The organism is Rhizobium sp. Leaf384, from assembly GCF_001424065.1.
Lineage (GTDB): Bacteria > Pseudomonadota > Alphaproteobacteria > Rhizobiales > Rhizobiaceae > Ferranicluibacter.
Genome location: NZ_LMQE01000001.1, coordinates 1,592,683 through 1,613,872 on the forward strand (window position 1 = coordinate 1,592,683; position 21,190 = coordinate 1,613,872).

General features: G+C 63.0%; 22 protein-coding genes and 1 pseudogene. 9 read left to right on the forward strand and 14 right to left on the reverse strand.

Translation table 11 applies throughout. The annotated features are described in order from the left end of the window. Positions 1-3: 3 nt before the first annotated feature. Positions 4-810: an enoyl-ACP reductase FabI gene (fabI, locus tag ASG25_RS07330; RefSeq protein ID WP_062471302.1), complete on the forward strand. Its 807-nt coding sequence runs from the start codon at positions 4-6 to the stop codon at positions 808-810. Between the two features lie 91 nt (positions 811-901). Here the strand turns inward: fabI and ASG25_RS07335 are convergent, their stop codons facing one another. The 6 genes from ASG25_RS07335 to rbfA all read right to left on the reverse strand — a co-directional run bounded on the left by ASG25_RS07335 (position 902) and on the right by rbfA (position 8,479). Continuing rightward, positions 902-1,918, reverse strand: a complete 1,017-nt coding sequence (locus tag ASG25_RS07335; RefSeq protein WP_062472361.1) for a class I SAM-dependent methyltransferase — start codon at positions 1,916-1,918, stop codon at positions 902-904. A 171-nt stretch (positions 1,919-2,089) separates the two neighbouring features. Next, complete coding sequence (gene pnp / locus ASG25_RS07340) at positions 2,090-4,222, reverse strand: polyribonucleotide nucleotidyltransferase (RefSeq protein WP_062471305.1); 2,133 nt, start codon at positions 4,220-4,222, stop codon at positions 2,090-2,092. Between the two features lie 293 nt (positions 4,223-4,515). After that, positions 4,516-4,785: a 30S ribosomal protein S15 gene (gene rpsO, locus ASG25_RS07345; RefSeq protein ID WP_062471308.1), complete on the reverse strand. Its 270-nt coding sequence runs from the start codon at positions 4,783-4,785 to the stop codon at positions 4,516-4,518. A 230-nt stretch (positions 4,786-5,015) separates the two neighbouring features. After that, positions 5,016-6,722 (reverse strand): sensor histidine kinase, encoded by a 1,707-nt coding sequence (locus tag ASG25_RS07350; protein ID WP_244479328.1) that lies wholly within the window; start codon positions 6,720-6,722, stop codon positions 5,016-5,018. Positions 6,723-6,999: 277 nt separating this feature from the next. Continuing rightward, the gene (gene truB, locus ASG25_RS07355; protein WP_062471311.1) at positions 7,000-7,935 is read right to left on the reverse strand and encodes a tRNA pseudouridine(55) synthase TruB; all 936 of its coding nucleotides are present in this window, start codon (positions 7,933-7,935) and stop codon (positions 7,000-7,002) included. A 106-nt stretch (positions 7,936-8,041) separates the two neighbouring features. Continuing rightward, positions 8,042-8,479 carry a 30S ribosome-binding factor RbfA gene (gene rbfA, locus ASG25_RS07360; protein ID WP_062471314.1) on the reverse strand — a complete coding sequence of 146 codons (438 nt, stop codon included), beginning with the start codon at positions 8,477-8,479 and terminating at the stop codon, positions 8,042-8,044. A gap of 177 nt (positions 8,480-8,656) precedes the next feature. Between rbfA and ASG25_RS07365 the strand changes: the two genes are divergently transcribed. From ASG25_RS07365 to ASG25_RS07375, 3 genes are all read left to right on the forward strand, one after another. Continuing rightward, complete coding sequence (locus tag ASG25_RS07365; RefSeq protein WP_062472367.1) at positions 8,657-9,415, forward strand: type 1 glutamine amidotransferase; 759 nt, start codon at positions 8,657-8,659, stop codon at positions 9,413-9,415. A gap of 96 nt (positions 9,416-9,511) precedes the next feature. Beyond that, the gene (locus ASG25_RS07370; protein ID WP_244479329.1) at positions 9,512-10,291 is read left to right on the forward strand and encodes a pentapeptide repeat-containing protein; all 780 of its coding nucleotides are present in this window, start codon (positions 9,512-9,514) and stop codon (positions 10,289-10,291) included. Between the two features lie 22 nt (positions 10,292-10,313). Next, positions 10,314-10,784 carry a GFA family protein gene (locus ASG25_RS07375; protein ID WP_062471317.1) on the forward strand — a complete coding sequence of 157 codons (471 nt, stop codon included), beginning with the start codon at positions 10,314-10,316 and terminating at the stop codon, positions 10,782-10,784. Between the two features lie 235 nt (positions 10,785-11,019). On the opposite strand, the gene ASG25_RS23400 is transcribed toward ASG25_RS07375, so the two are convergent. From ASG25_RS23400 to lepA, 3 genes and pseudogenes are all read right to left on the reverse strand, one after another. Beyond that, positions 11,020-11,229, reverse strand: coding sequence for a DUF1508 domain-containing protein (locus ASG25_RS23400; protein WP_062472372.1), 210 nt, complete (start codon positions 11,227-11,229; stop codon positions 11,020-11,022). 12 nt (positions 11,230-11,241) lie between these two features. Then, positions 11,242-11,394: pseudogene (locus ASG25_RS23405) on the reverse strand (DUF1508 domain-containing protein); the annotation flags it as partial. A gap of 170 nt (positions 11,395-11,564) precedes the next feature. Continuing rightward, positions 11,565-13,391: a translation elongation factor 4 gene (gene lepA, locus ASG25_RS07385; protein ID WP_062471320.1), complete on the reverse strand. Its 1,827-nt coding sequence runs from the start codon at positions 13,389-13,391 to the stop codon at positions 11,565-11,567. 129 nt (positions 13,392-13,520) lie between these two features. On the opposite strand from lepA, the gene ASG25_RS07390 reads away from it, so the two are divergent. The 3 genes from ASG25_RS07390 to ASG25_RS07400 are packed head-to-tail and all read left to right on the forward strand — an operon-like array spanning position 13,521 to position 15,460. After that, a complete protein-coding gene (locus ASG25_RS07390) occupies positions 13,521-14,120 on the forward strand; it encodes an XRE family transcriptional regulator (protein WP_062472375.1) in 600 nt (199 codons plus the stop codon). An 8-nt stretch (positions 14,121-14,128) separates the two neighbouring features. Beyond that, positions 14,129-14,740, forward strand: a complete 612-nt coding sequence (locus tag ASG25_RS07395) for a GNAT family N-acetyltransferase (RefSeq protein WP_062472380.1) — start codon at positions 14,129-14,131, stop codon at positions 14,738-14,740. A gap of 54 nt (positions 14,741-14,794) precedes the next feature. Further along, positions 14,795-15,460 carry an OmpA family protein gene (locus ASG25_RS07400; RefSeq protein WP_062471321.1) on the forward strand — a complete coding sequence of 222 codons (666 nt, stop codon included), beginning with the start codon at positions 14,795-14,797 and terminating at the stop codon, positions 15,458-15,460. Between the two features lie 66 nt (positions 15,461-15,526). Here the strand turns inward: ASG25_RS07400 and ASG25_RS07405 are convergent, their stop codons facing one another. After that, positions 15,527-16,552 carry a lysine-2,3-aminomutase-like protein gene (locus ASG25_RS07405; protein ID WP_244479344.1) on the reverse strand — a complete coding sequence of 342 codons (1,026 nt, stop codon included), beginning with the start codon at positions 16,550-16,552 and terminating at the stop codon, positions 15,527-15,529. Between the two features lie 23 nt (positions 16,553-16,575). Continuing rightward, positions 16,576-17,640 carry an EF-P lysine aminoacylase EpmA gene (gene epmA, locus ASG25_RS07410; RefSeq protein ID WP_062472383.1) on the reverse strand — a complete coding sequence of 355 codons (1,065 nt, stop codon included), beginning with the start codon at positions 17,638-17,640 and terminating at the stop codon, positions 16,576-16,578. Positions 17,641-17,846: 206 nt separating this feature from the next. On the opposite strand from epmA, the gene efp reads away from it, so the two are divergent. Next, positions 17,847-18,416, forward strand: coding sequence for an elongation factor P (gene efp / locus ASG25_RS07415; protein WP_062471326.1), 570 nt, complete (start codon positions 17,847-17,849; stop codon positions 18,414-18,416). Between the two features lie 114 nt (positions 18,417-18,530). Here efp and ASG25_RS07420 read toward each other — a convergent pair whose 3' ends face one another. Together ASG25_RS07420 and ASG25_RS07425 are read right to left on the reverse strand one after the other, a co-directional pair. Continuing rightward, a complete protein-coding gene (locus ASG25_RS07420) occupies positions 18,531-18,860 on the reverse strand; it encodes a hypothetical protein (protein WP_156379617.1) in 330 nt (109 codons plus the stop codon). A gap of 57 nt (positions 18,861-18,917) precedes the next feature. Next, positions 18,918-19,172 (reverse strand): GlsB/YeaQ/YmgE family stress response membrane protein, encoded by a 255-nt coding sequence (locus ASG25_RS07425; protein WP_062471330.1) that lies wholly within the window; start codon positions 19,170-19,172, stop codon positions 18,918-18,920. Between the two features lie 300 nt (positions 19,173-19,472). Between ASG25_RS07425 and mbfA the strand changes: the two genes are divergently transcribed. After that, on the forward strand, positions 19,473-20,456 hold the full coding sequence (mbfA, locus tag ASG25_RS07430; protein ID WP_062471331.1) for an iron exporter MbfA: 984 nt from the start codon (positions 19,473-19,475) through the stop codon (positions 20,454-20,456). Positions 20,457-20,520: 64 nt separating this feature from the next. Here mbfA and ASG25_RS07435 read toward each other — a convergent pair whose 3' ends face one another. Next, positions 20,521-21,141, reverse strand: coding sequence for a transglutaminase-like cysteine peptidase (locus ASG25_RS07435; RefSeq protein WP_062471332.1), 621 nt, complete (start codon positions 21,139-21,141; stop codon positions 20,521-20,523). Positions 21,142-21,190 lie beyond the last annotated feature (49 nt).

Here is a 21,190-nt window from a genome sequence, read left to right on the forward strand (position 1 = left end):
GCCATGACCGGTCTGATGTCAGGGAAGCGCGGCCTCATCATGGGTGTCGCCAACAGCCATTCAATCGCCTGGGGCATTTCCCAGGCATTGTCGCGCGCAGGGGCAGAACTGGCCTTCACCTATCAGGGCGAAGCCCTCGGCAAGCGCGTCAAGCCGCTGGCGGCACAGCTGAATTCGGATCTGCTGCTTCCTTGCGACGTTGAGGACCTCGCCTCCGTCGACACGGTGATCGAGACCCTGAGGGAGCGCTGGGGCCGTCTCGACTTCATCGTCCATGCCATCGGCTTCTCCGACAAGAACGAGCTGAAAGGTCTTTACGCCGATACGAGCCGTGAGAACTTCAGCCGGACCATGGTCATTTCCTGTTTCTCCTTCACCGAAATCGCGCGCCGCGCGGCCGAGTTGATGACGGAGGGTGGTGCGATGCTGACCTTGACCTACGGCGGCTCCGTGCGGGTCATGCCGAATTACAACGTGATGGGCGTTGCCAAGGCTGCGCTCGAAGCATCCGTCCGCTACCTCGCGGCCGACTATGGTCCCCGCGGCATCCGCGTCAACGCCATTTCCGCCGGGCCGATCCGTACCCTTGCCGGCGCCGGCATCTCGGACGCGCGCGCCATGCTCTCCTGGAACCAGAAGAACGCGCCGCTCCGCCGCACCGTGACCATCGACGACGTCGGCAATTCGGCTCTCTACCTTCTCTCAGAGCTCGCATCCGGCGTGACCGGCGAGATCCACTATGTGGATTCCGGCTACAACATCACGTCGATGCCGGTGCTGGAAACATTGCGGAATGCGGACGGAGAATAGTCGGCCCTGCCCCTTTCCGTCTCCACATGCAAAAGGCGCCGCGAGATCATCGCGGCGCCTTTTGCATGGAAACAACGGGGAGACCGAAACGCTACTTGCGGCCCCAGAGGATCTTGAAGCGGGCGTTGCGGCAGGTTTCGCCCCATTCCTTGAAGGTTGCGTTCATTGTCGGCTCATAGGGGAGGCCGCGGTTGGCAACCAGCATGAGGCGTCCACCCGCCTTGAGTGATTTGGCTGCCATGGCGATCATGGCGGCGCCGAGCGCGGGGTCGGCGGCCTGGGTCTCGTGGAAGGGCGGGTTCATCACGATGAGGTCGTAGTGATCGCGCGGGGCTTCCTGCGTCAGATCCTGCCAATGGAAGCGCGTCGGCACCTTCGGTGCGTTGGCCTTCAGGTTGCCACGGGCAGCCTCCAGCGCGTGATAGTCGGCCTCGAACAGATCGATGCCCTTGATGCCAGGCGCGCGTTCGGCGAGCATGACCGAGAGATAGCCCCAGCCGGCGCCGAAATCGGCAGCGTGGCCGGAAAAATCGGCCGGCAGGCGCGAGGCCAACAGCTCCGAGCCACCATCGATCCGGTCATGCGAGAACATCCCCGGGGCCGCATCGAAGCGCCCTTCGACGCGAACAGCAGTCGAAGCGAAGCGCTCGATCTCGGCCGTGGCATCTTCGGGGCGCGCGAACCAGAAGACAACGCCGTGGTATTTCGGCATGCTGTCGCCGCCCCACTCCAGCGCGTTGAAGCGCTTGCGCAGCGACTGGATGCCGTCTTCCTTGGTGCCGGCCACGACGATGAGCCCGCCGATGCGGGTGCGCTTCAGCGCCTCGGCAATGCGATTCTCATTCTCGCCGCGATGCTTTCCGCAAAGGATCAGCGTCGCGGCGTAGTCATCGCCTTCCACGAAGGGCGTGACGTTCGCACCGGCAGAGACCAGTGCGCGATAGAGCGGGCGGTTCGGCTGTACGCAGACCAGCTCGGCGTCGAAGCCTTCCGGCAGCCGGTAGCCCGCCTCGGCTGCCAGGAAGAGCACGCGCTCGCCTGCGCCCGGCGCCGACAGCACGCCGCTGTCGAAAGGATGGAACAGGGTCTTGACCTTGTCGCTCGTCATTGCGTGTTGCCTCTTCAGCAGCCTCTTGCGGCTGCGCGTCGTGCCGATCCCCATGTCGGATCGGCGGTGTTCGGTTCGGTACCGCGTCGCGTGCGGCTATCGTGATCATGCAAGAAGGGCGCGGAGCGATCAACGCCCCGCGCCCTTGCTGTCTTGGTTCGGCGGCGCGCCTTATTCGGCGGCTTCGCCACCTTTTTCGCTGATTTCCTTGCCGGTTGCCTGGTCGACGACCTTCATGGACAGGCGCACCTTGCCGCGCTCGTCGAAGCCCATCAGCTTGACCCAGACCTTGTCGCCTTCCTTGACGACGTCGGAGGTCTTGGCAACGCGCTCGGAAGCAAGCTGCGAGATATGGACGAGGCCGTCACGCGGGCCGAAGAAGTTGACGAAGGCGCCGAAATCGGCGGTCTTCACAACGGTCCCTTCATAGACCTGGCCGACTTCCGGTTCCGCAACAATCGAATGGATCCACTTGCGGGCCGCTTCGATTTCCTTGCCGGACGACGATGCGATCTTGATCGTGCCGTCATCCTCGATGTTGACCTTGGCGCCGGTCTTCTCGACGATCTCGCGGATGACCTTGCCGCCCGAGCCGATGACTTCCCGGATCTTGTCGACCGGGATCTGCATGACTTCGATGCGGGGTGCAAATTCGCCGAGCTGGCTCCGGCCTTCGGTGATGGCATTGGCCATCTCGTTCAGGATGTGCTTGCGACCGCCCTGCGCCTGGCTGAGCGCGACCTTCATGATCTCTTCGGTGATACCGGCGATCTTGATGTCCATCTGCAGCGACGTGATGCCGGCTTCCGTGCCTGCAACCTTGAAGTCCATGTCACCGAGTTGGTCTTCGTCGCCCAGGATATCGGAAAGAACCGCAAAACGGTCGCCTTCGAGGATGAGGCCCATGGCGATGCCGGCAACCGGCTTGGCCAGAGGAACGCCGGCATCCATCAGCGCGAGCGACGTGCCGCAGACGGTAGCCATCGAGGACGAGCCGTTGGACTCGGTGATCTCGGAGACGACACGCAGCGTGTAGGGGAACTGGTCCGGGCTGGGGAGCATCGGACGGATAGCGCGCCATGCAAGCTTGCCGTGGCCGATTTCGCGGCGGCCCGGGGAGCCCATGCGGCCGGTTTCGCCGACGGAATAGGGCGGGAAGTTGTAATGGAGCAGGAAGCGCTCCTTGTACATGCCCGTGAGGCTGTCGACGTACTGCTCGTCTTCGCCGGTGCCGAGCGTGGCAACGACGATCGCCTGCGTTTCGCCGCGGGTAAAGAGGGCCGAACCGTGCGTGCGCGGCAGGATGCCGACTTCGGAGACGATCGGGCGGACGGTCTCAAGATCACGGCCATCGATGCGGCTCTTGGTGTCGAGAATGTTCCAACGGACGATCTTGGCCTGAAGGTGCTTGAAGACAGCACCGATGACTTCGCTCGTGTAGCGGGCCTCTTCGCCTTCCGGGAAGAAGTGCGCCTTGACCTTAGCCTTGACGGCATCGACCGCCTTGTAACGGTCGGCCTTCTGCGTGATCTTGTAGGCATCGCGCAGTTCGGCTTCAAAATGCTGGAGCATCTCGCCTTCGAGTGCGGAATGATCTTCCGGTTCGAATTCGCGCGGCTCCTTGGCAGCAACTTCCGCAAGCTTGATGATCGCGTCGATCACCGGCTGGAAGCCCTTGTGGCCGAACATCACGGCGCCGAGCATGATCTCTTCGTTGAGTTCCTTGGCCTCGGACTCGACCATCAGGACAGCGTCCTGCGTGCCGGCGACGACGAGATCGAGAACCGACTCGTCCATCTCGTCGAGATGCGGATTGAGGACGTACTCGCCGTTGATGTAGCCGACGCGCGCGCCGCCGACCGGACCCATGAAGGGAACGCCGGAGAGCGTCAGCGCGGCCGAAGCCGCCACCATCGACAGGACGTCCGGATCGTTTTCAAGGTCATGCTGGACCACGGTCACGACGACCTGCGTGTCGTTCTTGTAGCCTTCCGGGAAGAGCGGGCGGATCGGACGGTCGATCAGGCGGGAAACGAGCGTTTCCTTTTCCGACGGACGGCCTTCGCGCTTGAAGTAGCCGCCCGGGATCTTGCCGGCGGCGTAGGTCTTTTCCTGGTAGTTGACGGTCAGCGGAAAGAAGTCCTGGCCCGGCTTCGGCGACTTGGCCGAAACGACGGTGGCGAGAACGACGGTTTCGCCGTAGGTGGCGAGGACGGCACCATCTGCCTGGCGGGCAATCTTGCCCGTTTCAAGCTTCAGCGGGCGGCCTGCCCATTCGATTTCAACGCTATGGGTATCGAACATATCTTGTCCTAACATTTGTGCGGCAAGGCCGCGCCGCAGGCCTTTGTGAATATGGCGCGGGCGGCCCTGCATGGTCGACGTATCACGGGCAAGACAACGGGAGGCTTCCGGGTTCACGAAGCAAGGTTCGGCTTCGAAGCATCCTGCAATCCTGCCCCATGACAGGTCATCTGTTGCTCTGCAGTCCGGCACGTCCGGGCTGCTCTTGGACTTTCAAGCGGGGTACGGAAGACCGCACCCGGAAAAGAGGCCGGCGGGCGAGCGCCTTGAAGCACCGCCCGCCGGGAATGATCTTAACGGCGGATGCCGAGGGAAGTGATCAGCTTGGTGTAGCGGGCCTCTTCCTTCTTCTTGAGGTAATCAAGAAGCGAACGACGGCTCGAAACCATGGCGAGAAGGCCACGACGCGAGTGGTTGTCCTTCTTGTGGCCCTTGAAGTGTTCGGTCAGGTTGTTGATCCGCTCGGTCAGGATGGCCACCTGGACTTCCGGAGAACCGGTGTCGCCTTCGGCGGTTGCGTACTGCTTGATCAGATCTGCCTTGCGTTCTGCAGTGATCGACATCGTGTGATCCTTTCGATTTTAAGGATTGCGGGTCGCCGGCAGCCGGGATGTCGTCTAGCTGCGGCCTTGAAGGCAGAAGGAGACAGGCACGTTAAAGCCCGTCCTTATGCTGGCGGTGCCTATAAAGCATTCGTGAGGGAAAGGAAAGACCCGCCGTCCCGGCCCTGTCCTCTGGCCATTCTCGGGCCTACCTCCGGCGGGCTCGCGGCCCCTTCTCCGCCAATGCTGCCTCAACCCGCCGCCGTGCCCTTTCCGCCTTCCGGAGGCGGATTGTTCAGCCGGGCGCTGTCGATCTCTACCTGCCATTCGATACCGTCCTCGTGCATCAAGCGCTGCAGACGCGCATCGAGCGACATGCCGAGCATGCGCTCGAGCACGAGCGTTCCGAACCCTTTGCGGCCGGGCGTGCGCATCTCCGGAGCGATATCGGCGCGGCTTTCGCGCCAGACGAGGCGAAACGTATCGCCGTCGAGTCTCCACGAAAGGTCGACGCGACCATGCGCATTCGCAAGGGCGCCGTATTTGGTGGCATTGGTCGCCAGTTCGTGCAGCGCCATCCCGAGCATCTGCGATACCTGCGTGTCCAGCCGCACCGGTGGACCGGAGAAGGAGAAGCGATCGCACCCTTCAGGAATGAAGGGTTGGAGCTGGTTGTGCGCCAGCTCGTCCATATCGATGCCTTGAGCCGCGTTCGCGATCATCAGGTCGGTGGAGCGGGCGAGGCCGGCAACGCGCCGCCTAAACGTTTCCACGAAGTCCTGCCGGCTTTCGAGCGAGGTTGCGGACTGGGTCAGCATGGACTGGATGACGCTCAACTGGTTCTTGGAGCGGTGGGCGACCTCGCGCATCAGGAACCGGATCTCGGCCTCGGCGCGCACCCGCTCTTCGGCAGCGTCCGAGAGAGCGGCCGAGACGACGGCCACCTCCTCCACCATATGATGCCGCAAGGCAACCGGCTTGCCTTGCCCGAGCCGGCGGGCATCTGCCGCAAGCAGCCGAACCCCGCGACTCATCATTCTGGCGATGGCGAGCGAGATGGCCAGGGCGATCAGCGCGAAAACCAGTGCTCCGCCCGAGAGCCAGACATAGGAGCGCCGCGCCGTGGCATCGACATCGGCGGCCTTCGCCCAGGCGACGATCTTCCAGCCGCTGAGGATGGAGAACTCCGTCACGGTGCGATAGCGGATCCCCTGTTCTTCGGCTTCGCCCACGCCGACGCGCAGGGAGGGAACGATGGAGAGAAAGAAAGGCTTGCCCGGCTCCACCTTGGGGTCGGAGGCCGCGACGACATCGCCTTTACCGTCGATGATGGCGGCATTCCAGCCGGGCGACAGGACGTCGCGCCCGATCGGTCGCTCGAGAGACACGGCATCGCGCGTCAGCGTCATCAGATAGTCGTCTTCCCGCCGGGCCGCGAAGATCGGCAGATAGACGTTGAAGACCCATGTCTTGGCCGTCCGCCCGAAAAACACCGGCGACACCAGGGGAACACCGCTTCGGAACGCCCGATCGACAGAGAGAGGATCGGACGCGCGGCCGAGCGGCTTGCCGAAGGGAACGCGCGTGTTGACGCGTTGCTGGTAGCTCCGGTCTATGATGAGGAGGTGCATGCCCGTACCGGAAAGCGACGAAGCCGCACGCCGATAGAAGGCGGAGAGATCGTCGTTCTCAAGCGATCGGGAGGAGGCAAGCACGCGCAGCGTCGTCAGCATGTTGTCCACCTCGCGCTCGACGGCGCGGGTGACCGAACCGGTCGAAGCCTTGAGGAGCGCGTCGACCACGCGTTCCTGGTCGTCCATGCTGCGCTTCAGGATCATCAGGGAGAAGACGAACGAGGGAATGATCGCCATCAGCAGAAGGGCTGCGAGATAGACCGCAAGAGGTCGGCGCAGACGGATATGCAGGCTGGAAAGCCCGCTGGTCACGCGTTGGCGCAAGCCTCTGTTCAGCCCACCACCCAAGAACGTTGCCCCCGCAGTGTCGCGCATCCCTGTGGACGCGCCGGAGACACTGCCCTTCGACCCTGTTCCGGAACTTGACCTCCCGGAACCGGCTCGCTCCCTCGCACGGAACGTCGGGCATCCGGCCCAAGAGCCAGACGCCCGAATCACCTTACTAGACCACCCTCGGCCCTGTTTGAAAAGGCACGAGATTTCGCCTGTAGGTAAGCCGCCGATCCGCGCGGGTCATGGGGGCACAGGTCAGTGGAGCGTGTCAGTCGGCATTGAAGACACGCTTCGGGCGGAATTCGCCTTCGCCAATCTCCCCGATCGCAACCAGCCGGCCCCGAACGGTGGCATAGGCCTCGTCCTCGGCCAGCGGTGCGTCGCGACCGCGCAGGATGATCGGATTGCCCATGCGGATGCGATGAGCCTGGTCTTCGGAGATCGCGATATGCGGCAGGTTCGACAGCGCCTCTCCCGTATCGATCAGGAAGGCATCGAGCGCGGCCAGGCGGTCCTCGTCGCTCTCGATGGATTCGAGCGCCGTCAATTCTGACAGCGGCACCATCGTCTCTTCGGCGAACGGCGCGACGAATGAACGACGCAGCGAGGCGATGTGGCCGAAGCAGCCGAGGTCACGCCCGAAATCGCGCGCGAGCGAGCGAACATAGGTTCCCTTGCCGCATTCGATCTCGAAATGCGCCAGATTGGGCGTGCAGCCAAGCAGAGACAGACGGAAGATTTCCACCTCACGCGCGGGGATGTCGAGCACCTCGCCTTCCCGTGCCAGATCATAGGCGCGCTCGCCGGCGATCTTGATGGCCGAGAACTGCGGGGGAACCTGCGAAATCACGCCGGTATAGTTGGCCAGAATACCGCGCACGGCCTCCTCGCTCGGGCGGCTGTCGGACGTCTTCACCACGTCGCCCTCGAGGTCGTCCGTCGTGCGTTCCTCGCCCCATGCGACGGTGAATTCGTACACCTTGCGTCCATCCATGACGTAGGGCACGGTCTTGGTGGCGTCGCCGAGCGCGATCGGCAGCATGCCGGAGGCCAGCGGGTCCAGCGTTCCGGCATGGCCGGCCTTCTGCGCCTTGAACAGCCACTTTACCTTCGAAACGGCTTCCGTCGATCCGAAGTCCAGCGGCTTGTCGAGAATCAGCCAGCCGGAGACCGGCCGCCCTTTTGGTTTGCGCGGTTTACCCATCGTCTTATCGTTCCACTGTTCGTGTCGGTTTCATCGAGATGCTCGGATCTCGCATCATAAGGCATCCGTCTCCACTCTGCCGCGAGAGGGAAACGGCCAAAGCGTCCTATCGCCTGTCCGCCTCGTCCTCGCCGAGATCTTCCGCCGTCGCATCGCTCGGGCCGAGATCGCGCGCGACATCGGGCGAACGCAGCAGTTCGTCGATCTTCCTGTAGTTGTCGAAGCTCGTATCGTCCTTGAAACGCACTTCCGGCATGTACTTCATCTGGCGCAGGTGCGGCGACAGCCGACCCCGAAGGAATTTCGCGTGCCGGTTCAGCGCCTCGATGATGCCGTCGTGATCGGCAACGCCGAGCGGCGTCACATAGGCGGTGGCCACCTTCAGGTCTGTCGACATGCGCACTTCCGAGATGGAGATGACGGTGGTCTCGATCAGAGGATCGCGCACCTCTCCCCGCTGCAGAACCTGGACCAGGGCTGCGCGGACTTGTTCGCCGACCCGCAGCATGCGCTGGGTGCGGCCCGAAGAGGTGGATTTGGCCATGATGTATCCAATATCGAGCGCCGATGTCGGCGCGATTGAGGCGGTGCAATGCCTCTTTCGAGGCTGAAGGTCAAGACTTGCCGCGCGAAAGTGCCGGAAATGCGGGCCTTGACGCGCCTCTTGATCGGGAAAGCCGCCCATGATCTCTTCCTGAAAGACCCAGCCAGCGGAGCCGCCATGCACGTCCTTGTCATCGAAAACATGCCCCATTCCGATCTCGGCCTGGTCGGCGTGGCGCTGAGGGAGGCCGGTGCACGCCTCGATATCCGCAAGGCCTATGCGGGCGATCCCTTGCCTGCCAATTGTGACCCGTTCGATGCGATGGTGGTGCTCGGTGGAGAGCAAAGCGCGCTCGACGACGACCTCTACCCCTACCTTCCGGCCCTCGCCCTTCTGATGCGCCGCTTCACCGAAACGGACCGGGCGGTTCTCGGCATCTGCCTTGGCAGCCAGCTTCTGGCGCGGGCCCACGGTGCCGACAACCATCTCGGCACGGCGCGGGAGTTCGGGTGGCAGCCGGTCGTGCTGACGGCAGAGGGGCTCGCAGATCCGGTCCTTTCAGCGGCCGGTGCATGCTTTACAGCCTTCCAGTGGCATTCCGACACGTTCACGCTGCCGCCTGCAGCAGACGGTCTGGCGTGGAACGAAGCGGTTCCCCTGCAGGCCTTCCGCATTGGCCGGGCGAGCTACGGGATGCAGTTTCACGTCGAGGCGGGAACGGCTGTGATCGATACCTGGAAGACGATCTACAAGGACCAGATCGACCGGATCGACCCGGACTGGCTCTCCCGCTCCGCGGATCTCCAGGCACGGTTCGGGGCGGCGTCCGACAAAGCCGGCCTGGCGATCGCCCGCGCCTGGGTCGATACGATTGCCGTCGCGCCATCCGGGCAGGCGGAAGGGATGCATGGCGTGCGAAATGTTTCTGAAAGCTGACGAAACGCCTGCCGACCATTGCGGCCTGGTGCCCTTCCTCTTATTCTCTTCATCATGAAGACGTGGAGGACGCGCCGGATTCCGGCACGGGAGGCAATGATGACGAACCCCGCCGGACGGATCGCGACCCTATCGGTTCGCACGCGGATCGATGCGCGCGTCAGGACGCTGCTGAGCGTCGGCCTGCCGGTTGCGGGCCTGTGCGCAGGCATCGCTTTTGCCAGCTTCTCCGGCGCGGCAGGTCCGGCCGCGGCTGCGGATTGCGAAGCGACACCGAATGCCGGGATCGACTGGAGCGGCTGCAGCAAGGCCAACCTCATGCTGCCATCCAGCACGCTGACCGACGCGGTTCTTGCCGGGGCAAATCTGTCGGCCACCGATCTCGGTGGATCGGATCTGGGCGGTGCAAACCTCGAAAAGGCAACGCTGATCCGGGCTTCGCTGAGCGGCGCCTCGGCAGAGAAGGCGAATTTTGCGCGGATCGAAGCCTATCGGTCCAATCTGTCGGGAATTAAGGCGGCCGGGGCGTCGTTTGCAGGCGCAGAGTTGCAACGGACCAACCTGACGGAGGCGAACCTGACCGGAGCCGATTTCAGCAAGGCCGAACTGTCGCGTGTCAATTTCGCGAAATCAAACATTACCGGTACCCGGTTCTCGCTTGCCAATCTTGCCCGGGCCAAGCTGACAGGTGCGACCTTCAAGGGTCCAATCGCCTTCGACGAGGCGTTTCTCTACCTGACGCGCATCGAAGGGCTGGATCTCTCCGCGGCAACCGGCCTGAAGCAGGAGCAGGTTGCCTTGGCCTGCGGCGATGCGAAGACCAAACTTCCCCCCGGACTGACGCCCCCGACAAACTGGCCCTGCAAGCACGATTGATCCGACCGAAAAAGGACTGCAAATGACGCGCAACCTGCCGCATCTTCCCCTGACGGGCGCTTGTCGCTGCGGGAAGGTCCGTCTGCGCATCACGGCAGAGCCGATCGTGACGATGGCATGCCATTGCACGGGATGCCAGAAGATGACCGCCGGGCCCTATTCGCTCAGCGTCGCCATTCCTGCTCATGGCTTTTCCGTTCCCGAGGGCGAACCTGTCATCGGCGGTCTTCATGGCGATATGCTGCACCATTTCGCCTGTCCGCACTGCCTGAGCTGGATGTTCACGCGGATCGAGAGTCTGCCGGACATGGTCAATGTTCGGGCGACCATGCTGGACGACCTCAGCTGGTATCGTCCCTTCATCGAGACCTATACCTGCGAGAAGCTGGCCTTTGCCGGAACGGGCGCCGCCCACAGCTTCGAGCGCTTCCCGCCGATGGATGCTTTCCCTGGGCTCATCGCCGCCTACCAAGCGAGGGAAACAACGGCATGATCATCCGAATTTTTCAAACAGGAGGTCGAGCGCGACCTTAATCGCGTCCGACACTGTTTTGATTTGGCGGCAAACGCTCCCGTTTCCTAAGCGGACACCCGCTGCAATCTCTGTGACCGCCACCGTATAGGCTGCCATCAACTCGAGATATCGGGCGGGCTGCGCGTCCGCACACCGCCTCCGGGCGAGAGAACGAGACCCTACGCCCGGAAGAAGTAAGACGCGTCGAACGCGGTCACGCTGTTACGGTTTCATCCACAACCGGCGCGCCAGGCGCGTTCTTCTTGATGGATTCGATGCAGGTCTTGGCACTGGCCTTCGCGGCATAGGCCTCCGACTGGACCAGAGGCTCGCCGTTTGCCGCCCTGAAGCGGACAAAGTGTTGTCCGCCCTTGTTCTCGACGATCTCGAACCGATAACCGGATCCGGTTTCGTCCTTGGTCAGATCGATGGTGGATGCGCCCGGCGCATTCGTCTTGATAGAGTCGATGCAATTCCTGGCGCTGACTTTCGAAGCATAGTTCTCCGACCAGACCATCACTTCAGCATTATAGAGAAACTGGGCCCGAAACTGACCACCGGCGGCTTTCAGGATCTTGAACGTGTGCATGTCATGTCCCTCCCTTCGGCCAAAAGCGGGCGCTTTTGTCCGTCAGCAAAAACCTACAACAAAAGCGGCAGGACGGGAATGCACTGTAACAAATGACATAGCGTCGCCCACCAGCACATCGATGCCAGAACATGAATACCTGACATCGATGAAGATGGCGCGGGACTCGCTTATTCGTCGCTCATCTTCAACGCGGCGATGAAGGCTTCCTGTGGGATATCGACCTTGCCGAACTGCCGCATGCGCTTCTTGCCGGCCTTCTGCTTGTCGAGCAGCTTGCGCTTGCGGCTGGCGTCGCCGCCATAGCACTTCGCCGTCACGTCCTTGCGCATGGCCGAGATCGTCTCGCGGGCGATGACGTTGCCGCCGATGGCCGCCTGGATCGGGATCTTGAACATGTGTCGCGGGATCAGGTCCTTCAGCTTCTCGCACATGTCGCGCCCGCGCTTCTCCGCAGCCGAGCGGTGGACCAGCATCGACAGGGCATCGACCGGCTCACCATTGACCATGATCGACATTTTCACGAGGTTGCCCTCGCGGTAGCCGTCGAGATGATAGTCGAAGGAGGCGTAACCCTTGGAAATGGACTTCAGGCGGTCGTAGAAGTCGAACACGACTTCGTTCAGCGGCAGCTCGTAGGTAAGCATGGCGCGCTTGCCGACATAGGTCAGTTCGGTCTGAACGCCGCGGCGATCCTGGCAGAGCTTCAGAATGCCGCCGAGATAATCGTCCGGCGTAAGAATCGTCGCCTTGATCCAGGGTTCCTGGATTTCCGCGATCCGCACCGGGTCCGGCATGTCGGCGGGGTTGTGGAGCTCGCGCTCCGAACCGTCTGTCATGGTCAGCCTATAGACCACCGACGGCGCCGTCGCGATCAGGTCGAGGTCGAACTCCCGCTCGAGGCGTTCCTGAATGATCTCGAGATGCAACAGGCCGAGGAAGCCGCAGCGGAAGCCGAAGCCGAGCGCTGCCGAACTTTCCATTTCGAACGAGAAGGATGCATCGTTGAGACGCAGCTTGCCCATAGCAGAGCGCAGATCCTCGAAATCGGCAGCGTCGACGGGGAAGAGGCCGCAGAACACGACCGGCTGCGCCGGCTTGAAGCCCGGGAGCGCCTCGGCAGTCGGCTTCTTGTCCTCGGTAATGGTGTCACCGACGCGGGTATCGGCCACTTCCTTGATGGAGCCGGTGAAGAAGCCGATCTCACCCGGTCCGAGACTGTCGACCGCCAGCATCTTCGGCGTGAGCACACCAACGCGTTCCACCTGGTACTTGGCGTCCGTGCCCATCATGCGGATCGTCTGCCCCTTGGAGAGCACGCCGTCGATGACGCGGACGAGAACCATGACGCCGAGATAGGTGTCGTACCAACTGTCGACCAGCAGCGCCTTCAGGGGTGCCTTTTCGCCGCCCGGGCTCTTGGGTGCCGGCAATTGGTGCACGATGGCCTCAAGCACGTCGGGAATACCGAGGCCCGTCTTCGCCGAAATCAGGACGGCCTGGCTCGCATCGATGCCGATAACCTCTTCGATCTGCTCGCGGATGCGGTCGGGCTCGGCGGCCGGCAGGTCGATCTTGTTGAGAACCGTGACGATCTCGTGGTTGTTGTCGATCGCCTGGTAGACGTTCGCGAGCGTCTGCGCCTCGACACCCTGGCTTGCATCGACCACGAGCAACGAACCCTCGCAGGCCGACAGCGAGCGGGAGACTTCATAGGCGAAGTCGACATGGCCGGGGGTGTCGATGAGGTTCAGGATGTAGGTTTCGCCATTGTTGGCCTTGTAGTGCAGACGCACTGTCTGGGCCTTGATGGTGATGCCGCGCTCACGCTCGATGTCCATCGAGTCCAGCACCTGCTCGGACATGTCGCGCTCGGCAAGGCCACCCGTCGACTGTATCAGCCGGTCGGCAAGCGTCGACTTGCCGTGGTCGATATGGGCGACGATGGAGAAATTGCGGATATGATCCAGCGGCGTCTTGGAGGATGGTGTGCTCATGCGCCCGCATATAGCAGCGCTCCCGACGGGCGCAAAGCGGGAAATGCAGGCGTTTCAGCATTCGGATACCATAAATCCGTCGGCTTGCGCCGTCTTGACTCCATCATGAAAGCCAATAATTCTCTTATGATGGAAAATACAATGGGACCCTCGGATCTGGCGATTGCAGGCCGACTGCGCGCACTGCGTCGCGCTCACGCGACCACGCTCGACACCCTTGCCGAGCGGTCGGGCGTCAGCCGCGCCATGATATCGCGCATCGAGCGCGGTGAAGCCAATCCGACCGCCCAACTTCTGGCAAACCTCTGCCACGCGCTGGGCACGACCCTCTCGCGCTTTTTCTCAGAAGACGTCCCCGAGCCGACCCCTCTGCGCAGGGCGCAGGAGCAGCACGTCTGGCGCGATCCGCAGACGGGTTATGTCCGGCGGGCGGTCTCGCCGGACGCCATGGGTTCACCGGTCGATCTCGTCGACGTCACCTTTCCGCCCGGCGGCCGAGTGGTGTTCGAGCCCCAGGCGTTCGACAGCGGCACGACCCAGTATCTCTGGATGCTCGACGGGCGCATGATGATGACGGCCGGCGACGCAACCTACGACCTCCAAACCGGCGACTGCCTGTTCATGCGGTTGAGCGAGATGATCGTCTTCTGGAACCCTCACGAACAGTCGGCCCGCTATGCCGTCATCCTTCATCGCGGCCAGCCGCGTCCCAGCAAGGCACGCCCATGACCATGCCCATGACCATACCCATCGCCACTTCCCAGTCTGCAGAACCAGCCGGCATCCGACAGCCGATCCGCCGCCTGAGCGGCGAGGAAGCCCGCGCCGCCATTCCCGCTTTGTCCGCGATCCTGGTCGACTGCGTTGCCGATGGAGCGTCGGTCGGCTTCCTCTCGCCGTTCGGCGATGCGGACGCAGCCATCTATTGGAGCGGCGTCGCTGAGGCCGTGGCGGTCGGGCAGGTCGTGCTGCTCGTTGCGGAGCACGACGGCGAGATTGTCGGCACAGTCCAGCTCGGAGTCGCCCTGCCACCCAACCAGCCGCATCGGGCGGACCTGAAGAAGCTTCTTGTCCATCGGCGCGGGCGCGGCCGAGGTCTCGCGCGCTCCCTGATGGCAGCGGCAGAGGAGCACGCGCTGGCGCTCGGACGGCATCTGCTCGTGCTGGACACCGCGACGGGCAGTCCGGCAGAGGCGATCTATGCGCGGCTCGGCTGGAGGCAAGCCGGCGTCATTCCGGACTACGCCTGTTTTCCCGATGGCAGCTTCTGCGGGTCGACCTTCTTTTACAAATCCCTGCTCTCGTCGGACACGCCTGTCGTTCCGGCGGCGACCCGGTCTCCATCATAAGGCCGCAATCCATGCTATGAGAAACAGGGAGCAATTTTGGGGACACTTGATTCGATGATGAAGAAAATCGCCATCATGGCCGTCTCGGCCATCTATCTTTCCGGCTGCACGACGACCGACCCGTATACGGGCGAACAGAAGATGTCGAACACGGCTGGCGGCGCGCTGATCGGCGCGGGGCTGGGGGCTGCAACCGGACTTCTCGTCGGCGGCAGCGCACGCGGTCGGCGCGACTCCGCGCTCGTCGGCGCCGGGATCGGCGCGCTCGGCGGCGGCCTCATCGGCAACTACATGGATAGCCAGGAAAGCGAGCTGCGCGCCCAGCTTCAGGGCACCGGCGTTTCCGTCACCCGCCAGGGCGATCGAATCATCCTCAACATGCCGTCGAACATCACGTTTGCGACCGATCAGGATCAGGTCATGCCGGGCTTCTATGCCACGTTGAATTCGGTCGCGATCGTGCTGCGCAAGTTCAACAAGACGCTGGTCGACGTCGATGGCCACACGGACTCCACCGGCAGCGCCGGCTACAACCAGGGCCTTTCGGAACGCCGCGCCGCGTCGGTCGCCAACTATCTCGCGTCGCAGGGCGTGGACCAGCGCCGCATGTCGGCGATGGGCTACGGGGCCGAGCGCCCGGTCGCGTCCAATTCGAGCGAAGCCGGTCGCGCCCAGAACCGGCGCGTGGAAATCTCGATCGCACCGATCAAGGAACAATAAGCGGCTTTGTCTGTCACATCCTGAAAACAAAAGGAGCCGGCGCCGGGAGGTGCCGGCTCTTTTCTGTCAGCGAGGCGGGTAATCGTGAAGGCCGCCGCGAAAGTCCTCGACCCTGTGGCCAGCGTCAGTCCGCACGATGCTCGGGGATGCGATAACCGCCTTGCCGTGGCCGCCGGGAATGTCGAGCACGTAGACCGGCTGGCACAACCCCGAGATCGAGCCGCGAAGGGCTGCGACCAACGCCTGCCCCTCCTCCACCGACAGGCGGAAGTGCGCGGTTCCCGGCGCGAGATCCGGATGGTGCAGGTAATAGGGCTTGATGCGTGTCTCCACGAAAGCCCGCATCAGGGCCGACAGCGTTTCGACATCGTCATTGATACCCTTCAACAGCACCGTCTGGCTGACCATGACGATGCCGGCATCCACAAGCCGGGCGCAGGCATCACGCGCCTGCTGCGTGAGTTCGCGGGGATGGTTGGCATGCAGCGCGACATACACCGTCTTGCCGCTTCCCTTGAGCGCAGCAATTAGCGCGGCATCGATCCGTGCGGGATCGACCGCTGGAACGCGGCTGTGAAGCCGGACGATCTTCACATGATCGATTTCCGCCAGCCGTCCCAGGATATCGGCGAGCCTGCGCGGTGACAGCACCAGCGGATCGCCGCCTGTCAGAATGACCTCCCAGATTTCCCGGTGCTCGGCGATATAGGCGATCGCGGCGTCCAGTGCGTCCGCGGCAAGCGTTCCCAGCCCCTCGGGGCCGACCATCTCGCGGCGAAAGCAGAAGCGGCAATAGACCGGACACACATGCACAGCCTTCAACAGCACGCGATCGGGATAGCGATGGACGATGCCTTCGACAGGACTGTGCGCGGCATCGCCGATCGGGTCCGCGCGCTCTTCCGGCCGGTGGTCGAGTTCGGCGATGTCGGGAACGAACTGCAACGCGATCGGGTCGCGCGGATCGGCGGGATCAATCAGCGCGGCCATTTCGGGCGTGATGCCCACGGCATAGCGACGCGCAACGGCGTCGAGATCGCCGGCATGGGGCCCCACGAGCCCGGCGCCGCGCAGCTGCGCCACGGTCTTCAGCGGCAAGCTCTTGAAAGGAACATTCACCGGTCTGCTCCCGTCTCCACGACCGGCGCCCAGAGCACCTGGTCGATCCGCGCGGCGTCAGTTGCCAGCATGACCAGACGGTCGAACCCCAGCGCGCTGCCACTTGCCTCGGGCATGACCGCAAGCGCTGCAAGAAAATCCTCGTCGATCGGATAGCGCTCGCCATAGAGGCGGCTCTTTTCCTTCATTTCCTGCTCGAACCGCCGTCTCTGTTCGCCGGCATCGGTCAGTTCGCCAAAGGCATTGGCAAGTTCGACGCCGCAGGCGTAAAGCTCGAACCGCTCCGCAACGCGCGGATCGTCCGCCGACGGGCGGGCAAGAGCCGCCTCGGTGATCGGATATTCCATCAGGATGGTGGCGCGACCGATGCCCAGATGCGGCTCGATCTTCTCGACGAGAACCCGGCTGAAGAGATCTGACCAGCTGTCGTCCTCTGCAATCCGGATCCCGGCACCGATAACGGCGGCAGCCAGGGCATCCCGATCAGGCTCGCCTTGCGGCCCGATGGTTGCGAGGAGGTCGATGCCGGCAGAGCGGTCGAAGGCTTCGGCCAGCGTCAGACGCTCGGGCTCGAGCGCCGGGTCGCAGAAACGGCCGCGATGGCCGAGCATTCGCGTTCCTGCCGCCTCTGCCGCGCGCATCAGCATTTCATGGCCGTCCGTCATCAGCGCCTTATAGGTCTCGCCGGTCCGGTACCATTCGAGCATGGTGAACTCGGGATGGTGCAGCGGGCCCCGTTCCCGGTTGCGGTACACAGGCGCGAAGCACGCGATCCGCCGTTCGCCGGCAGCCAGCAATTTCTTGCAGGCAAACTCGGGCGAGGTGTGGAGGTAGAGCGGCGTGCGCGTCCCGGCCGGATCGATCGCGGCGGTCTCGAAAGCATGAAGATGCGCCTCGTTTCCGGGCGAGACTTGAAGGGCCGCCGTCTCCACTTCGATGAAGTCCTCGCGCGCAAGATAGTCGCGCAGCGCCGCCTTGATCCGGTTGCGGGCAAGCAGAAACGGCCGGCGGTCAGCGTGAACATGAGGCGTCCACCAGGGAGAGGCTGCGACTGGTGTCATCGAGGGGTCCGTCTGCGGTTCATGATGGGCATCGTCGAGGTGCGCACTGCCCTTCCTCTTCCGGCATTCCTTCGCCCTGCGCGCGGCCTGCACTGGCTATTTGCCCGGATATGCGCTAGGTGCGGCCCAAATCCGGTTTACCCGCATCGCAGATGGGCAGACGCCCACGCTCTACGATGCATCTTTATCAGTTACAAGGAAGACTTATGGTCAAGGTGATCGCCTCCTCCGTTCGCAAGGGCAATGTGCTCGACGTCGACGGCAAGCTTTATGTCGTTCTCACGGCCGCCAACTTCCACCCCGGCAAGGGTACGCCGGTCACGCAGGTGGACATGCGCCGGATCTCCGACGGCGTGAAGGTTTCCGAGCGCTACCGCACGACCGAACAGGTCGAGCGCGCCTATGTCGAGGACAGCGATCACACCTTCCTCTACGAAGATGGCGAAGGCTTCCATTTCATGAACCCGGCCACCTACGACCAGGTGGTGATGACCGCGGAAGACATCGGCGACCAGAAGGTCTTCCTGCAGGACGGCATGACCGTCACGCTGTCGATCCACGAAGGCCTGGCCATCGCGATCCAGCTGCCGCGTCATGTGACGCTGGAGATCGTGGAGACCGAGCCGGTCACCAAGGGCCAGACGGCTTCGTCGTCCTATAAGCCGGCAATCCTGTCGAACGGCGTGCGCACGCTCGTTCCCCCGCATATCGTCGCAAACACCCGCGTTGTCATCGCGACCGAAGACAATTCCTATGTCGAGCGCGCCAAGGACTGACAGCGTGCAGGCTTGAGACGTGAATCAGGCCTGATCCATGAGATGGATTAGGTCAGAACATGAGAAAGGGCGCCGTAATGAGCGGCGCCCTTTCTGTTTCAACCATCCGGTCGATCAGTGCTTCAGTTCCGGATAGGCTTGCGCCACATCCGAAGCGTCACTTCGCGTGTCGTCGTAGCCTTCGAGCGTGACCGACATAGCGTCCCCAACATCCAGCTCGCCGTCGCGGCGAACGGGAATGCGGTCGCCATTGGCACGGACGAGAGTAGCTTCGCCCTTGAAGCCCTGGTTCAGCAGCCAATCACGTGGCGCACTGAGCTTGATGCGCACCTGACGCGATTCATCCTCTTCCCGGGCGACAATCAGTTCGTAGGTCACGGGCGCGGTCTGCCCGTTGATCTCGAGCCTGCCCTGACCATTGCCTTCAGCAGCGAATGTCAGCATGTTCATCTCCCGGCTTCGGTGGTCGCGGTCTTCTGCGTTTCGGTTCGATGACGCTTCTTAGCGACGTACCATGCGACCAATGGCAATCAGGATGCAGGCACCGATGAAGCCCGTGATCAGATAGGCGATCCAGCCAGCGCCAAGCGACACGCCGATTGCGGCCAGGATGGCGTTGAGCACGACGGCGCCGATGATGCCGAGGATGATGTTCATGAACACGCCCATATTGGACTTCATGAACTGTTCTGCGAGCCAGCCGGCAAAACCGCCGATGATGATTGCTGCGAGCCAGCCTACGCCGTTAACGTCCATTTTCATTCTCCGTGGGTTCAATAATATCGAATTGCCGAGAATGAACGTAGCGCGTGTGGTTTTGTTCCCCTACGGCGGAAGATCGCCCAGGCAAGGTCATGGTCGATCATCGGTCCGACCCTTCCGCGATCGTCCTGCGACGTCGATCCGGCCTCCGACGGCTGCCGGAGGAGGCCTGCACTTTGGCCGTCTCCCTACGGACGCACAGGACCACGAGAACATCGAGCACCCCGACCGCATTCGTGCTTGATCTTCGCGTACAAGCGTCTAGTTTAGAATTATTCTAATTCAGGACCGACCATGCTGACGACCTTCTTCTCCCGCTCCCGCCGCGCCTTTGACAGCCTGAGTGAACAGGAAATCCTGGCGCTTGCGATTTCGTCCGAGGAGGACGACGCCCGGATCTATCTCGCCTATGCCGATCATCTGCGGACCGCCTACCCGGCTTCCGCCAAGGTGTTCGAGGACATGGCCACCATCGAACAGACACATCGCAACATGCTGATCGACATGCATCGCCGCCGCTTCGGCGAGCGGATCCCTCTCCTTCGCCGGGAGCATGTCAGCGGCTTCATTCGCCAGAAGCCCGACTGGTTGCAGCGCAATCTGACACTCGATCAGATGCGGCAGGAAGCCGAGACGATGGAGCGGCAGACGCAGAATTTCTACTACGCCGCAGCCAAGCGCACCAGTGACGCGGACACGCGCAAGCTGCTGGGCGACCTCGCTCTGGCCGAAGAAGGCCACGAGGATATCGCCCGCATGCTCGGCGCGCGCCACACCCCCGACGACGTCAAGGCTTCGGAAGACGAAACGGCGCGGCGGCAATTCGTGCTGACCTACGTGCAGCCGGGCCTTGCTGGTCTCATGGATGGATCGGTCTCCACATTGGCGCCGATCTTCGCCGCGGCCTTTGCGACGCAGGACACGTGGCAGACCTTCCTTGTCGGTCTTTCGGCCTCTGTCGGCGCAGGCATCTCGATGGGCTTTACCGAAGCCGCGCATGACGACGGCAAGATCTCCGGGCGCGGCTCGCCGCTGAAGCGCGGCCTTGCCTGCGGCATCATGACCGCCGTTGGCGGCCTCGGACATGCTCTGCCCTATCTGATCCCCGATTTCTGGACTGCGACCACACTGGCCGTCGCCGTGGTCTTCATCGAACTCTGGGCCATCGCCTTCATCCAGAACCGTTTTATGGAAACGTCGTTCCTGCGCGCAGCCTTCCAGGTGGTGCTGGGCGGCGGGCTGGTTCTGGGTGCCGGCATTCTGATCGGAAACAGCTGACCGTCTGTCGAAGCGGCGAGGCGCCCTTAGGCGCCTCGTGACATGCGACGATCAGATCCGATCGTCATCGCCCGACAGAACCGACGACGATTTCGGCGCCGTTTTCGATCGTGACCCAGCGGCCGGTGTTGAACGATGCCTGGCGCTTGAGGAAACGATAGGGCGTCTTGGTCCACAGCTTCACGGTGTCGTCGAGATTGTCGAGGATGAAGTCACCCTGCGCGGTGCGTACGGTCAGGACAGCGTGGCCTTCGCCGTCGGGCTTGCGAACGACCGTGATCAGGACGTCTGCCGGAGAGAAGCCCTTTTCCATGAGACGCTTGCGCTTGAGGAGAACATAGTCCTCGCAGTCGCCGGCGGTTTCCGGATAGGCCCAGACCTCGTCCTGGCCGTAGAGCTCGAGATCCGTCATCGGCGTGATCTCGTGATTGGTGTCGGCATTGACGGCGCGGATCACGGACCAGCCATAGGCCGTCACCCGCGGTGCGGGCGTCGAGCGGGTGCGGATGTCGCACTCGTCAGCGTGCGTCTTGCAGAATTCATAATGACCGATGGGCTGGGAGGTGATCGCGCCTGTCTGCATGGACAATGCGGTCGCAGAGAGCGCCGGTACGGCCGCGCCTGCCGAAACGAGAAGGCTCGCCAGCGCGACGACCATTCCCTTGAGCCCCGTCATCTGTGCCATGCACATCCCCTATGGCGCAGGGAGGCTTTCGCCGCAAAGCATGCGACGT